Raw genomic sequence first — 15,591 nt, 5'->3', positions numbered from 1 at the left:
GCTACTCGGTAGTAGGAATATGTACAATCCTCCGCTATGGCTTATGCAACAGTCGGTACGAAACGTGTCGTATCCAACATTTCGCGCCGACTCGGAACGGCTTCGGCCTGTTCGCTCGTAGTTGCAGTGATGGCCGTGGGGACCGCCGCGCCGACGTCCGCCCAGCCGGGTCAGGTGGGCATGAGCCCGCCGGAATGGACGCAGCTGCACGAGAGCCCTGGGCAGTACCCGGGCATCGCCGTGACACGCGGTATCGAGTTGCCGATGTCGGACGGGGTGGTTCTGCGAGCGGACGTGTACCGGCCCGCCGATGCGAACGGGGCGGCGACTGCCGACAAGAATCCCGTGATCGTCAACGTCACGCCGTACAACAAGCTCATCACGGCCATCGCGGACGCGGCATTCAACATTCCCGCGCTGACCCCCGTCGTCCTCGATTTCGTGAACTCGCTCAACTTCGCGGGCACGCCGATCTCGGGCGCCAATCAGCTGAGGGACGTACTGAACGGCGGCATGGTCGACACCTTCTCGGTCGATCGTGAGCTGGTCCAGAGCGGCTACACGCAGGTGGTCGTCGACGTTCGAGGTACGGGTAGCTCTCAAGGCGTGTGGCAGACCCTCGCAGAACGTGAGCAGGAAGACACCATCGAGGTGCTCGATTGGGCGCGCACGCAGCCGTGGTCGAACGGCCGCCTCGGCATGTCGGGCGTCTCTTACTCGGCGATCAATCAGCTCCAGGCCGCATCGCGCACCCCGGAGGGACTCGACGCGCTGTTCGCGGTCGAGCCGATGACCGACTTCATCCCGGACATCGTCGCGCCGGGAGGTGGGCTCGGCGTCGGGTTCCTGACGGCGTGGCTGACCTTGGTGAACAGCGCCAAGATGATTCCGGAGGGTAGCGATCTGCTGCGCGGCGAGATCGATCCGGCGTGGCTCAGTTCTCGCCTCCAGAATCCGGCGGTGATGTTCCAGGAGATATACGACGCGCTCACGGTCACCGATCCGAAGGCGGCGACGCCGAAGGCTCAGGAATTGGTCACTGCCTCGTCGAAGTTGCGTGCCGATTTCCGGACCGATACTGCCGCGATCACCGCACCGACCTTTGCGGTCGGTGGATGGCACGACATTTTCACCAACGCGGAGTGGCGTCAGCTCGATCAGCTCAGCGGACTCGGGTCGGACGAGAAGAAGCTCGTCATGGGCGACGGCTACCACGTGACGCCCGGCGCGGACATGGGCGGACCCGGTCAGCCACCTCGTATGGACGTCCTCCAGCGAGCATGGTTCGACAAGTGGCTCAAGGGCATCGACAACGGAATCGACCGGTACTCCCCGGTGACGAGCCATGCCCTCGGCGGCGGCTGGCAGCAATCACCCACGATCCCGCGTGACGACCAGGAACACCGCCGCCTGTACCTCGACCCGAGGACGAGCGGCACCGCCGGCCACGCAATCGCCGACGGATCATTGTCGGGAGAGACACCGACCGAGTCGGCGAAGTGGACGGTGGCTCCGGGCATCAGCACCTTGTGCTCGAACGACACGGTTCGCGACAGCACCGGTCTTCTCGTGCCCTTCGACATCTGCGCCGCCGACAATCGCGTGGCCGAGTCGAACGCGCTGACCTTCACCTCGCCGGCCGTGAACGAGCCTGTCTCGATCAACGGGCCGATCAACGTTCATCTGAATTCGATGTTCGACAAGCCGGACGGCTTCTACAGCGTCGTGGTCAACGATGTTGCACCGGACGGGACATCGTCGGTGATCAGCACGGGTTCGCTGACCGCGTCACTGCGGAACCAACTCGATCCCGAGCGTTCCGGCTACGCACCGAACGGCGATCTGGTCGACCCGTACTACCTACTCGACGTCGACACGCGAGAGAAGGTCACACCCGGTCAGCCGGTAGCGCTCGACGTCGGCGCCCTCGCCACCGATGCAGTTCTGCAGCCCGGTCATCGGTTGCGGGTGAGTGTCTACGCCTTCAATGCATCTCGCGCCGTCACTCTCGGGCCGGTCTCGCACGACACGCAGTTGGCACCCCAGCACATCCTGCTGGATCCCGCAGCACCGAGCTGGATCAGTCTTCCCAGTGACAAGCCGGTGGCCTGAACCAGGTCTCTTCTGAACGGGCCCGTCGGGACTTTCGTGGGTAGTGTCGGTGCGGATTCGGGTAATGAATCCGATATGTGAATCGGATGAAATTACCTGATTCGTGACGAGGAGGCCGACAACCTGGTCTACCTTGTGACGTAACCGACACGAGGGGGGAACCCGCAATGGTGCCAACCAAGAAGCGTCTGTCCGGATGGGGAATGGTGACCGCGTCGTTGGTCACTGCAGGTGTTGCTGTGACAAGCGCGCCGGTAGCTCAGGCCGATATCACCCCGACCACAGTTATCAACGGAGTTCTGTCCACTATCGGTGGATGCCAGACGAACATCAGGGACATCATCGTCCGCTGCACGGCCGCCGAGACGCTCACGCCGCAATCGCCCATCATGCTGGATCTGAACCCACTGGGTACCAATATCGTCGTCCTGGGCGCGGGCCTCAACCGTGACGGTTCCATGCCGCCCGTCCTCCACGAACGTCTGCAGGTCGCACTCAAACTCGCGCAGCAGTACCCGTTCACCCCCATCATCACCACAGGCGGTGTTCCCCAGGCCGGCATCACCGAGGCCCGCGCCATGCGCGACTGGCTCGTGGCGAACGGCGTGTGGGGAGGAAGAATCACCGAAGAGGGTGCTTCCCGCTCCACCATCGAGAACGCGCGCAACACCAACGGAATCCTGGCCTCGCGCGGCGCCACCGGCGCGGTGGTGGTCTCTAGTTCCAATCACGTCGAGCGTGCGATGAACGACTTCCGAGTCGCGGTCGCGGGCCGGATTCCGGTCGCTGGTGTGATCGCCGCCTAGTGTGAGTCTCCACCGACTGCGGTGAGGGCGATCCGAAGATCCTTTCGGCTGGTCTTCCCGACCACGGTCGCGGGGAACGCATCGATCACACGGACGAGGTCCGGGATCTTCCATTCGGCAAGACCCCGCTCTCGTACGAACTTTCGCACCGCGCCCTGCTTCGGGGGTTCGTCCGAGTCCACGGGTATCACGAACGCGCAGGTGCGCTGCCCGAGATACTTGTCCGGGACGGCCGCGACCACCGCATCGCGTATCTGCGGGTGCGCGAGAAGGTGCTCTTCCAACTCCTCGGCCGACACCTTCTCGCCGCCGCGGTTCACGTGGTCGGCAGCGCGTCCCGTCACGATCACATTCCCCGACTCGTCCAGTCGGGCCATGTCGCCTGTCCGGTACCACCCGTCCGCGGTGAACGAGCGGGCGTTCGCTTCCGCGTTCCGGTAGTAGCCGCGAATGGTGTACGGCCCCTGGGTGATGAGAGCGCCGACCTCACCTGCGGCAACATCGGTGTCGTTCTCGTCGACGAGCCTGACCCGGTCGTGTGGGGACATCGGCCGGCCCTGTGTGGTCGTCACCTGATCGCGTGGGTCGTCGAGCCGTGTGTAGCAGACCAGACCCTCAGCCATTCCGAACACCTGCTGCAAGGCTCCGTCGAAGGCGGCATCGATACGCCGTGCCAGTTCGTCGGGGCACCGGGCCCCGCCCACCTGCAGAGTCTTCAGACTGCTCAGATCCACGTCGTTGCCGCGCTCGCGGGTCTCGGTCCACAACCGGGCGAGCGGCGGGACCAATCCCGTGATGGTGACGCCGGCCCGCTCGATCATGGGAAAGGCGACATCGGGTGACGGTGCCGCCGCCAATGCGACAGTGCCGCCGACCGTGATCGCGCCGAGAATGCCGGGCGAACTCATCGGAAAGTTGTGCGCCACGGGGAGAGTTGCCATGTAGACGGAGTCCGACATCAGCTCGCAGATCTCGGCGCTGCGCACCACGCTGTACAGGTAGTCGTCGTGGGTGCGCGGAATGAGTTTGGGGATCCCGGTGCTTCCGCCCGAAAGTTGAAGAAATGCCACGTCGGAAGAGTTGGGCCCTTCCTGGAGCCGAGCGTCTTGCAGGCGGAGGTCATCCAGAGCGTCCACGTTCTCGCTGTCCGCCCGCTCTTCGCCGACGACAATCACCATGTTCAGGTCGGGTGTGACTTCGCGGGTCTGCAGGGCGAGGTCGAGATGCTGATCGGTGACGATCATCGCGATGGCGCCGCTCGCCGCTGCAATTGCCGTCAATTCCATGCTGCGATGCGCGGGCAATGCAAACACCGGCACCGCACCCGCACGGAACAGCGCGAACGTGATCTCGACGAACTCGGCGATGTTGGGCAGTTGAAGGAGGACCCTGTCCCCTCGGGCGATGCCGCGTTGGAGAAAGCCGGTGGCAAGAGCGTCGACGCGGGCGTCGAGTTCCCGATATGTCCAGGTTTGCACGGCATCGACGACGGCAACGGAATCGGGTGTGGACGTGGTGACGTCGCGTAGGACCTCGCCGAACGTTCTGCCTGCCCAAATGCCTTGTTCTGTGTAGCTTCTCGACAGCTCGTCCGGCCACGGTGTGAAATCGGCTTCGTTGTTCACCGTTGCGTTGCCTCCGTTCGGGAGCAGGTAATTACCGATTGCAAGGATTCACCTAGAAGGTTAGCCTAACCGAATGGTTGGGAGTGGATCGACTGTGCCCGGAGTGGCAGGCAAGGTCGCGGTGATCACCGGCGCGAGCGGTGGAATCGGTTCGGCAACGGCCCGCGCCTTCATGGATGCGGGCGCCAGGATATGGCTGATGGACCGTGACGAATCGGTGCTGAAACTCGGTGCGACGTTGGGTGTTCCGGCGTCGACCGTCGATGTCGCAGATTCGAGCGATGTCGATTCTGCATTCGTGAACGTGGTCGAGCAGTTGGGCCCACCGAGTTCGCTGATTCATGCGGCCGGTGTGCTGTCGACCGGTCCGGTCAGCACCCTCACCGACGCCGACTGGTTCGGAATGATGCACGTCAATGCCACCGGAACCATGAATGTCACCCGCGCCGCTGCGCGTGTGATGACCGGTCCGGCATCCATCACGGTTGTCAGCTCCAACGCCGGCGCAACTCCGCGCGCAGGCATGGCCGCGTACAGCGCGTCCAAAGCTGCGGCGACCGCATTCGTGCGTTCTCTGGGACTCGAATTGGCGGGCAACGGAATTCGCTGCAACGTCATCTCGCCGGGCTCGACGGACACGGACATGCTTCGGGGGATGTGGTCGACCGAGGACGAATCGGAGCGAGTGATCGCCGGCGACCCGGGCCAGTACCGGCTGGGTATTCCTCTGGGAAGGATCGCGGAGGCCACCGATATCGCGGCCAGCGCTCTCTTTCTCGCATCCGAAGCCGCACGTCACATCACACTGCACGATCTCCGGGTGGACGGCGGCGCCACCCTCGACGCTCGAGCGCGACCGTAAACACCATAGAACTGTAACCACGGCAGAACAAAGGACTTTCATGGCTATTCCGCACATCTCGCCCTACGTGCCACCGACGATCGACGAGGTGCCGGACGCGAAGGTGCCGTGGCGGCTCGAGCACGGCCGAGCCGCGCTACTCGTTCACGACATGCAGAACTACTTCATCGACGCATTCGAAACAGGCTCCGAGCCGATTTCTTCCGCACTGGCCAACATGATTCGGCTTCGTGATGCCTGCGCGGCCGCCGGTATTCCGGTGATCTACACGATGCAACCGGGAGATCAGCACCCGTCGCGCCGCGGAATTCTCGGCGACTTCTGGGGCCCGGGTCTGACCTGGGGGCGCGATACGGACGTCGTCGATGCACTGAGGCCGCAGGCGGGGGACATCGAGGTCACCAAGTGGCGCTACTCGGCATTTCAGCGCACGGATCTTCGTCAACTGCTCGCTCACCACGGGCGTGACCAGCTGATAGTGACCGGCGTGTACGCGCACATGGGGTGCATGCTCAGTGCGGCCGATGCCTTCATGGAGGACGTCCAGCCGTTCATGGTGGCCGACGCCACCGCCGACTTCAGTCGTGACGAGCATCTGATGGCGTTGACCTACACGGCGAAGCGGTGCGGTGTGGTCACCACCACGGATGCTCTGGTGGGTGCGCTGTCACCACTCGAGGTCGGCTGAATCGGACCCGAGGGCGGCGAGGACCGTACGGAACTTGGTGAGAGTCTCCGACACCTCGCGGTCCGGTTCGGAGCCGGCGACGATTCCGCCACCGGCGTATGCCGTAGCTGCGAGCCGGTCGGAACTGATTCGCGCGCAACGAATCGCGACCATCCATTCACCGTCACCCTCGGAATCACACCAGCCGACAGCGCCCGCGTAGAAGCCTCTGTCGGGTTCGATCCGACGGAGAAGCTCGAGAGAGGCGGGTGTGGGTGCCCCGTTCACCGCCGGGGTCGGATGCACTGCGAGCGCAAGGTCCAGTGCGGTGATGCTCGGATCGTTGACGGTGCCGCTGATCGGAGTGCCGAGGTGCCACAACTGAGGAGTGCTGGTGAGCGCAGGGTTCGCTGGGATGTCGAGTTCGGAGCACAGCGGTGCGAGGGCGTCGCGAAGGACATCGACCACGAATGCGTGTTCGCGCAGGTCTTTCGCGGATGCGAGGAGTCCCCGTCCCACCTCGGCGTCGCGCACCGGATCGGGATCGCGACGCGCCGAACCGGCCAAAGGGTGACACGTCACGGTGGTGCCACTGCGGCGAATGAGGACCTCCGGACTCGAGCCCACGAGGACGCTGCCGTCATCGAGCTCTGCCAAGTATCCGTTCCCGTTCGCGTCGGCCTCGACGAGGCGACCGAGGATCGCATAGGGATCGAAGGGTGCGGTGGCGGTGACCACCGCCCTTCTCGACAGGACGATCTTGTCCAGCTGTCCGCTGTCTATCACTCCGAGGACGTCCCTGACGCGATCTGCGTGAGCTGCGTCGTCGGGTTCGAAGACTGCGGCGGAAGCCGTGGTGCGAGTGGGTGAATTTTCAGGTTTTTCGTGTTCGAAGCGTATCCACGGCGGGGTGGTTCTGCGCAGTTCGTCCGGTTCCGTCAGTGCGCACGGCCGAGCCGGATCGAAGGCGAGCGCGCCGACGATTGCGGAGATCTCACCTCGACGAAGCGCATCCGCGGCAACGCGCGCATCACCGAAAGTGCTGCGGACACCGAAGGATTCGATGACGGATTGGGGGCGCGCGAGCACGAAACGAGGATGACCGGAACCGACAACCGAAGAACTCATATGGTTAGGCTAGCCTGACTAGTCGAGAAGTTGGAAGTTGAAGAGTTGAACACTGTCGTATCGATGAACACAGTCGAACCCAACAGGAGCGCCCGCCCGATGTCACCCTCGCTCGCCGCACCGTCGACCAGCGCTGTCCCGCTCACTGCGGCCCAGCGAGAACTCTGGGCGGCACACCACATCGACGCCACAGGTTCTGTATATACCACTGCGGAATACGTCGAGCTTCCTGCCGAGATCGACACGGAGGTCCTGGGGCGGGCAATCGGCACCGTACTGGGTGAGGCGGAGGTGCTGTCGGTCGCGTTCGCGGCGGAGTCGGGCGAAGCCGGGGGCGATCCGAACACCGTCTTCCAGTCGGTGAGACCGGATCGGCGCCCGGCTCTCGAGACCGTAGCGGTGCGCACGCGGGATGACGCGCTGGCATGGATGAGAGAAGACCTCGCCGGTCCATTGGATCTCTCCGGTTCGGAGGCCCTGGTGCGGGCGGTGTTACTGCGAACCGAGGCCGCAGTGCTCTGGTATCTCAGGGCGCCGCACATTCTGCTCGATGCGTACGGGTATTCGCTCCTCGTCAAACGCATGGCCGCTCTGTACACGGCATTCGCGGCAGGCAATGATCCCCGAGCCGCGCGGTTCCCGACTCTGCAAGAACATGTCGAGGCTGCACTGGCAAGCGACGAGGCGGCCGCGCCGGAAGTGCCGGAGAGTGCGGTCGGAACCGGACGCGCCTTGCGGCCTGCAGTGGCGGCGCATCGAGCCTCGGTACTTCTCGACGACACCGTGGTCGAGCGGCTACGAGAACTGACCGCCGACCGGGGCGGGTCCTGGACCGAAGCGGTGTATGCGGCCGCTGCGGCGTATCTGTCGGCACACACCGACGGCGCCGCCGTCACCATCCGGGTGCCGGTACTCGCCAGGCAGGGCGTGGAACTTCGTTCCCCGGTGACCGCGACCAACGTCGTCTCGGTGACGCTGGAGACCTCTACCGGCGGTATCGGCGATCTGGTCGACCGGGTCACCGAATCGTTCACGCACATGAAGCCGCTTCAACGAGTGCGCAGCGCCGCCGATACCGGCTTGCCGGTGGTGAACGTCAAGCCGTTCAACAGCAGTGCACGGTTCGGCGAATTCGATGGTGCCATTCACCAGCTCGCGACGGGCCCGGTGGACGACGTCGTGATCTCGCTGACGGGCAACGGTGGCGACCTGATTCTCGAATGGGCGGGCAATCCCGACAAATACACGGCCCACGAGATCGATTCCCACGCTCACCGGTTCGCCCACTATCTGCAGATGCTGCCGACCGTCGATCCCGCGGCCCCGCTGCCGGTCCTGGACAGCTGCTCCCCGCGCGATGCCGCGGAATGGGAAGCGATGGCCGGCCTCGACAGGGTCGAACGGACCGCGCCCCCGTGGGCAGACTCTCTCGCATCTGCCTTCGCGGAACGTGCACAGGTCTCCTCGACTCGTATTGCCGTGGACGGCATGAGCTACGCGGAACTCGACCGCCGCACCGCCGCTCTGGCCTCCCGGCTGCGAGAGCACGGCGCAGGGAGCGGCACGGTGGTGGCGATCGGGCTGGAGCGCAGTGCGGAGCTGATCGTGGCCATCGTCGCGGTCCTGCGTAGCGGGGCCGCCTACCTCCCCGTCGATCCGCATTCTCCGGCAGAACGCGCTCGGCACATTCTCGAAGACACGCGTCCCGCTCTCGCGATCGGTGACACGGAACTCTTCGCCGGTCTGAAGACGCTCGAAGAACCGCGAGGTCGAGAGGTTCCGTCGGGCGTCGACCCGGGTATCGACCAGGCTCGTGCGGACGACATCGCCTACATCATCTACACGTCGGGATCCACAGGTGCACCCAAGGGCGTACCGATACCCCACGGCAACGTCATTCGTCTGTTCGACGTATCTCGTGACTGGTTCGACTTCACGGAGTCGGACTGCTGGCCACTGCTGCACTCGTACGCCTTCGACTTCTCGGTGTGGGAGATGTGGGGTGCGCTGTTGTACGGCGGCCGTCTGGTCTCGGTCCCCGAGGACACGCTGCGCTCGCCCGAAGATCTGGTGCAACTGTTGGTGGACGAGCGAGTGACGGTCCTGAATCAGACGCCGTCGGCGTTCGGACACCTGGCGTCGGCGCTGAAAGGAGCGGACGCATTCGATCGTATTGCGCTGAGGTACATCGTCTTCGGTGGTGAGGCCCTCGATACTGCCGCGCTGCGCACCTGGTTCGGCAACGCACCCGGGTGCACGAAGCTGATCAACATGTACGGGATCACCGAGACCACGGTCCACGTCACGGCTGCGGAGGTCACGGACGCCGAGGCCGTCGGTGTCGGTGAGCCGCTCGGTGACCTGCGCACCTACGTTCTCGGTCCAGGGCTGCGGCCGGTGCCGCCTGGGGTGACCGGCGAACTCTTCGTGTCGGGGCCGGGGCTGTCTCCGGGCTACCTGAACCGTTCCGGGCTGACCGCGGCCAGGTTCGTCGCCGATCCCTTCGCCGCGCCCGGCGAGCGTATGTACCGAACGGGCGACCGGGTGCGATACGCCAACGGAGCCCTCGAATACCGCGGCCGTGCCGACGATCAGGTCCAATTGCGTGGTTACCGGGTGGAATTGGGTGAGATCACCGCGGCGCTGTCCGAGGTTCCGCAGGTGAGTGCCGCTGTCGCCACTGTTGTCGAGCACGCGGGCGAACAGCGTGTGGTCGCATACGTCGTTCCCGCGCCGGGTGTTTCGTCCGAAGGGCTGGGCGAGATTGTTCGAGCGCATGCCGTGCGCACGCTGCCCGGCTACATGACGCCGTCCCTGACTGTCGTGCTGGATCGTCTTCCGCTGACGCACAACGGAAAGGTCGACAAACAGGCGCTACCGGAGCCCCGGTGGGAAGGCTCGTCGAGCGACCTTCCCCGGACAGAGATCGAGGCGGCAATTCTGCCGCACTTCTCGGCTGTTCTCGGCGCGGAGCGAATCGGCGTGCACGACAGTTTCTTCGACCTCGGCGGAAGCTCTCTGTCGGCCGCAGCACTCGTTTCGGCGATTGCAGCCGAACTCGGAATCGCAGTGCGGGTTGCCGACATCTTCGATCGACCGACGGTGGCGGGTCTCGCCGCCGGGCTCGAAGATGCGACGCGCCAGGTGTCCACCCGCCCGACGCCTCGAAGCGTCCCGGTGGGAACACCGATGCCGTTGTCGCCTCCACAGGAGCGACTGTGGTTCCTCGACAGTGCAGCGGGAGGCGGCACCTATCTGTTGGCCTTGGCGGTGGATTTTCACGATAGTGTCGATCCTGATGCGTTGAGTTCCGCGTTGGTCGATGTGGTCACCCGTCACGAGTCGCTACGAACGGTGTTTCCGCTCGTGGAGGGGGTGCCGCACCAGGTGGTCCTGTCTGCGGACCGGTCGAAGGTGCGGCTCGAGCGCGTCACCAATATCGGGAACATCGAGGAGCACATCGGTGCGATGACGCGAGTAGGGCTCGGTCTCACCGAACAACCACCGTTGCGCGCCGTGCTGTACGAACCCCAGCGCACGCTGGTCCTTCTGATGCACCACATCATCGGCGACGAGTGGTCGCAGTCGAAACTTCTCGACGACCTGGCGTTCGCGTACAACGCCCGCAGGGCAGGCGTGGAACCGACATTCGAGCCGCTCCCGGTTCAGTACCCCGATGTCGCTCTGTGGCAGCGCGAGCGAATCGGGTCCGGCCCAGGTGACGACACCGCCCTGCTCAGGGGCCAGTTGGAATACTGGGACGAGCAGCTTGCAGATCTACCGCTCGAACTCGGCTGGCGAACCGATCGGCCGCGCCCGGCGCTCCCGACCAACCGCGGCGCGAGCCTCACCCGCGCACTGGATCCGAACCTGCACAGGGCGATCGACGCTCTCGCGGCCGAGCGTCGTGCCAGCTTCTTCATGATCGTGCACGCGGCTGTCGCCGTGCTACTCGAGCGTCTCGGCGCAGGCGAGGACATCGCTCTCGGTGTTCCTGTCGCAGGGCGTGCGCACCCGGATCTGGACGACATGGTGGGTTGCTTCATCAACACCGTCGTCCTGCGTACCGACGTCTCCGGGGCGCCGACGTTCGACGAACTCCTCGACCGGGTGCGGTCGGTCGACCTCGGTGCCGTCGACAACTCCGACGTTCCGTTCAACCGAATCGTAGAACTGGTGAACCCGCCGCGTTCGTCGTCACGGCACCCGTTGTTCCAGGTGATGCTTTCGCACTGGAAGCAGGACCCGAACGGCGAGCAGTTCGACGGCTCGACCACCTCCGTGCGGATGTTGGACACGACGACAGCCAAATTCGATCTCGCGCTGCGTTTCTCGGAGTCGGCCGACTGCGGCGGTGCGGAAGTCACGTTCGAGTACTCCACCGAGCTGTTCGACGACGCCACCATCGAGTCCTTGGCCGACCGACTGATCGTCGTGATCGAGCGCCTGGTCGACGACCACGACAGGTCGATCGCTCGTCTCGACATCTTGACCTCCGAGGAGCGTGGACTCGTTCTGGGCGAGTGGTCGCACGTCACCCACGAAATTCCCCGACGTACCTTCGACGAGTGCTTCTCTGCCCAGGTTGCCGAGACACCGAACGCAGAAGCGCTGGCGGTCGGGCCGGGACTCCGGGCCGCGGTGTCGCTCACCTATCGCGAAGTCGACGAGGAGGCCAATCGACTTGCCCACCAACTGCTCTCGATGGGTGCGGGGCCCGGTTCGGTCGTCGCCGTAGCGATCGACCGGTCCGCCGAGTTGATCGTGGGCGTACTCGCGATCCTGAAGACCGGGTCTGCGTACCTCCCCATCGACCCGACCTACCCCGCCGACCGCATCGCGCACATGCTCACGGACGGTGAACCGGTCGCGATTCTCACCTCGTCGCTCGGAGTTCCGGACCGAGGCCCGCTGGGGACCTCGGCCCCGATCGTCGACGTGGACGATCCTGTTGTACGAGAACAACTACGAGAACGGCCGTCGACCACGCCGACCGATGTGGATCGCCCACGGCCGCTTTATCTGGACGACGCCGCGTACCTGATCTACACGTCGGGTTCCACCGGCGTGCCCAAGGGCGTGGTCGTCCCCCATCGCGGAGTCGCGGACCTGCTGTCCTTGCAGTCGGACGTGATCGGGATGGACCACACGACGCGGGCGCTGCACTTCTCGTCGATCAGCTTCGACCTCGCGTTCTGGCAGATGATGTGGGGATTGCTCTCCGGCGGCACCCTCGTGGTCGCGACAGACGCGGACCGCGTACCCGGAGAACCTCTCGCGAAGGTGATCGTCGACCACGATGTGAACTTCGTCGGTGTGCCACCGTCGTTCGCCGCGGCCTTCCCGCCTGAGCATCCCATTCCGGACGGAGTGGATCTCATGCTCGGGGCCGAGAAGCTGACACCGCAACTCATCGAACGCTATGCGCCGGGGCGTCGCCTGTTCAACGCATACGGGCCGACCGAATGCACGGTCAACGCGACGCTTGCGGTGGTCGAGCCCACGCATGTCGGACCGGTTCCGATCGGAGTGATCGACCCGGGAAAGCATGCGTACGTATTGGATCAGGCATTGCGTCCCGCCCCGCCCGGCGTTTCCGGTGAGCTGTACCTCGCGGGTGGCAGCGTCACCCGCGGCTACCGGAACCAGAGCGGGAAGACCGCCGAACGATTCGTCGCGAATCCCTTCGGCGCGCCGGGCGAGCGCATGTACCGGACGTCCGACGTCGTCTGGTGGGGACACGACGGTCAGATCTACTTCACCGGCCGCGCCGATTCGCAGGTGAAGGTGCGAGGCTTCCGTATCGAGCTCAACGAGATCGAGGCTGTTCTCGCCGCGGATCCGGACGTGGAGCACATGGTCGTGGTGGTCCGTGAGGACCGGCCGGGCGACCAGCGTCTGGTCGCGTACGCCACTTCGGTGCCGGGTGGGCGTATCGACCCGGATCAGCTTCAGCGTCGGGCAGCCAGCCGCTTGCCGGACTACATGGTCCCGGCGGCGTACATCGCCGTCGACGAGTTCCCCACCCTCCCCAACGGCAAGCTCGATCAGTCCTCGCTGCCCGTACCGCACCTGTCGCTGCAGGTGTCCGAGCGCGGCCCGCGCACCGCCCGCGAAGAGGTGCTCTGCCAGTTGTTCGCGGAAGCGCTGGGCCTCGAACGGGTGGGTATCGACGACAGTTTCTTCGATCTGGGCGGGCACTCCCTGATGGCGGCAGGGCTGATGAGCTCGATCGCCACGCGCCTCGGGGTGAACGCCACCGTGGCGTCACTCTTCGCGGCGCCGACGGTGGCGCAGTTGGCCGGGCGTCTCGACGACGATCACGACGCCGATGCACTTGCCGTCCTTCTGCCCTTCCGGACCGAGGGAACGAAGCCGCCGCTGTTCTGCTTCCACCCGGCAGGCGGCATCAGCTGGGGCTACTCCGGTCTGCTGCGGCACATCGACGAGGACTATCCGCTGTACGGGGTGCAGGCTTCCAACCTGTCCTCCTCCAAGCGGCCGCCTGAGACGCTCGCCGACATGGCAGCCGAGTACCTCGAGCACATGCGGTCGGTCCAGCCGCACGGCCCGTATCACCTGCTCGGCTGGTCGCTCGGCGGAGTGGTCGCCCACGCGATCGCAGGCGCACTGCAGGAGCAAGGTGAGGAGCTGGGCATGCTCGTCATGCTCGACTCGTTCCCGTCCGATGCCTGGGCGTCCATGCCCACGGAACAGGACGCGCTCGCTGCCCTGCTGTACATGGTGGGCTACGACCCGGAACCCCTGCTCGCGGACGGCCTGGACCGTCAACAGGTGATCGACATCCTGCGCGGTGAAGGCAGTGCGCTTGCCGGAATCAACGAGCACACTCCGGCCGCGATGATCGACAACTTCGCGAACGCGGTGCGACTCGAATCGGAGCCGTCACAGATCGTCGTGGAGTCGGACATGCTGTTCTTCACGGCGACCCGGAATCCGCCGACGGCGGCGACGGCAGAGCTGTGGAAGCCGTTCCTCACGGGCGAGATCGTCAACCACGACCTCGACTGCGAGCACAAGGACATGACGCAGCCCAAGTGGATCGGCGAGGTCGGCGCGGTCGTGAACCAGGCGCTTGCGAAGTCCGACCGCTGACGCGTTCCTACCGTGCCGCGGCCGGCTCCGGCTCGTCGGCACGATAGGAACGCAAGCCCTTCAGAGCGACGGCGAGCACGCCGAGAGCGACGACGCCGCCTGCGCCGTAGAGGAGGAACGCCTCGCGAGGCCCGACAGCCGCGCCGACTGCGCCCGCCACGAGTGCGCCGGTCGCCGACCCTGTGGAGATCTGTGCGCCCCACACCCCGGCGACGCGACCGCGGAACGCCTCGGGCGTCTCGGTCTGGATGACGGCGTAGCGGAGGATGTCGCCGACGACCCGTCCGAAGCCGTGCGCGACGAGGCCCAGGAACGTGACGGCGAACATCGGAACCGCGCCGACGCCGATGAGTCCGGCCGCGGCGACGACGGCTGCGAGGAAGACGACGAGGCCGCCTCGGCGCACCGTTCCGGTCCAGCCGCTGGTGAGCGATCCCGCGAGCGCGCCCACGGCGGGCGCGCTGTAGAGCAGCCCGGTCGTGCCAGGTCCGGCGTGCAGAACTTCACTGGCGTACGCGGGCAGCAGCACGTTCCAGCCGGTGAGCATCATCGCGCAGAAGCCGACGAGCAACGTGCCGCCCACGACAGAGTCCTTGGCGGCATAACGGAATCCGCTCGCAATCGACTGCAGTGGCCCTTCCGAATTGCGGACGGGCGGTGGCAGGGACGGCAGTCTGGTGATGCAGTACGCAGTGAGCGCGGACGACAGCGCCGCAAGAACGTAGTTGGTGCCCACCGAGGTCGCGGCGATGATGACGCCGCCGATTGCCGGTGAGGCGACGGTGCCCAGATCGGACATCACCGTCATGAGCGCGCCTGCCGCAGCCATCTTGTCTTTGGGCAGCAGTGAAGGCACCACGGCCATGAGTGCGGTGGACGAGATGCCGCCCGCGAGGCCCTCGATGACTCCCGCCAGGTAGATCACCCAGAGATGGGAAGTCGGTAGAAACGCATTGATCGCGAGAATGACGAAGGCGATACCGGCGGTTGCCCGGGCAATGGCGATCACCGGCCGACGGTCGTAGCGGTCGGCGATCACTCCACCGAACAGGGTGCCGACGAACACCGAGACGCCGACCACGATGCTGGCGGCGCCGACGGCCAGAGTCGACCCGGTCATGTCGTACACCTGCAGGGGGACCGCCACCAGAAGCAGGCCGAGTCCGAAGATGGAGATGGTGCGAGCGATGAAGATGTACCTGAACTCGCGGCTGCTGCGCAGTGGTGAGAGATCGATTGCGTATCGGGACAGTCCAGCCATCGTCATCCATTTCG

8 protein-coding genes are annotated in these 15,591 nt (G+C 65.2%); 5 read left to right on the top strand and 3 right to left on the bottom strand.

What is annotated here, in order from left to right; genetic code table 11:
• Window positions 1–36 precede the first annotated feature (36 nt).
• On the top strand, window positions 37–2,112 hold the full coding sequence (locus tag ACZI8R_RS04000; protein ID WP_463378287.1) for a CocE/NonD family hydrolase: 2,076 nt from the start codon (window positions 37–39) through the stop codon (window positions 2,110–2,112).
• Between the two features lie 167 nt (window positions 2,113–2,279).
• Window positions 2,280–2,918, top strand: a complete 639-nt coding sequence (locus tag ACZI8R_RS03995) for a YdcF family protein (protein WP_463378286.1) — start codon at window positions 2,280–2,282, stop codon at window positions 2,916–2,918.
• Here the strand turns inward: ACZI8R_RS03995 and ACZI8R_RS03990 are convergent.
• Window positions 2,915–4,543, bottom strand: coding sequence for a (2,3-dihydroxybenzoyl)adenylate synthase (locus ACZI8R_RS03990; protein WP_463378285.1), 1,629 nt, complete (start codon window positions 4,541–4,543; stop codon window positions 2,915–2,917). The genes ACZI8R_RS03995 and ACZI8R_RS03990 overlap by 4 nt on opposite strands.
• A gap of 73 nt (window positions 4,544–4,616) precedes the next feature.
• Between ACZI8R_RS03990 and ACZI8R_RS03985 the strand changes: the two genes are divergently transcribed.
• Together ACZI8R_RS03985 and ACZI8R_RS03980 are read left to right on the top strand one after the other, a co-directional pair.
• A complete protein-coding gene (locus ACZI8R_RS03985; protein WP_463378284.1) occupies window positions 4,617–5,405 on the top strand; it encodes an SDR family oxidoreductase in 789 nt (262 codons plus the stop codon).
• A 40-nt stretch (window positions 5,406–5,445) separates the two neighbouring features.
• The gene (locus tag ACZI8R_RS03980) at window positions 5,446–6,093 is read left to right on the top strand and encodes an isochorismatase family protein (protein ID WP_463378283.1); all 648 of its coding nucleotides are present in this window, start codon (window positions 5,446–5,448) and stop codon (window positions 6,091–6,093) included.
• Here ACZI8R_RS03980 and ACZI8R_RS03975 read toward each other — a convergent pair.
• Window positions 6,073–7,200 carry an isochorismate synthase gene (locus ACZI8R_RS03975; protein WP_463378282.1) on the bottom strand — a complete coding sequence of 376 codons (1,128 nt, stop codon included), beginning with the start codon at window positions 7,198–7,200 and terminating at the stop codon, window positions 6,073–6,075. The two genes, ACZI8R_RS03980 and ACZI8R_RS03975, sit on opposite strands and share 21 nt — an antisense overlap.
• Before the next feature lie 63 nt (window positions 7,201–7,263).
• Here ACZI8R_RS03975 and ACZI8R_RS03970 point away from each other — a divergent pair, with 63 nt between their 5' ends.
• Complete coding sequence (locus ACZI8R_RS03970; protein ID WP_463378281.1) at window positions 7,264–14,316, top strand: amino acid adenylation domain-containing protein; 7,053 nt, start codon at window positions 7,264–7,266, stop codon at window positions 14,314–14,316.
• 7 nt (window positions 14,317–14,323) lie between these two features.
• Here the strand turns inward: ACZI8R_RS03970 and entS are convergent, their stop codons facing one another.
• A complete protein-coding gene (entS, locus tag ACZI8R_RS03965) occupies window positions 14,324–15,577 on the bottom strand; it encodes an enterobactin transporter EntS (RefSeq protein ID WP_463378280.1) in 1,254 nt (417 codons plus the stop codon).
• Window positions 15,578–15,591 lie beyond the last annotated feature (14 nt).

This window comes from Rhodococcus huquni, assembly GCF_055231055.1.
This window is presented reverse-complemented; position numbering and strand designations above follow the sequence as displayed.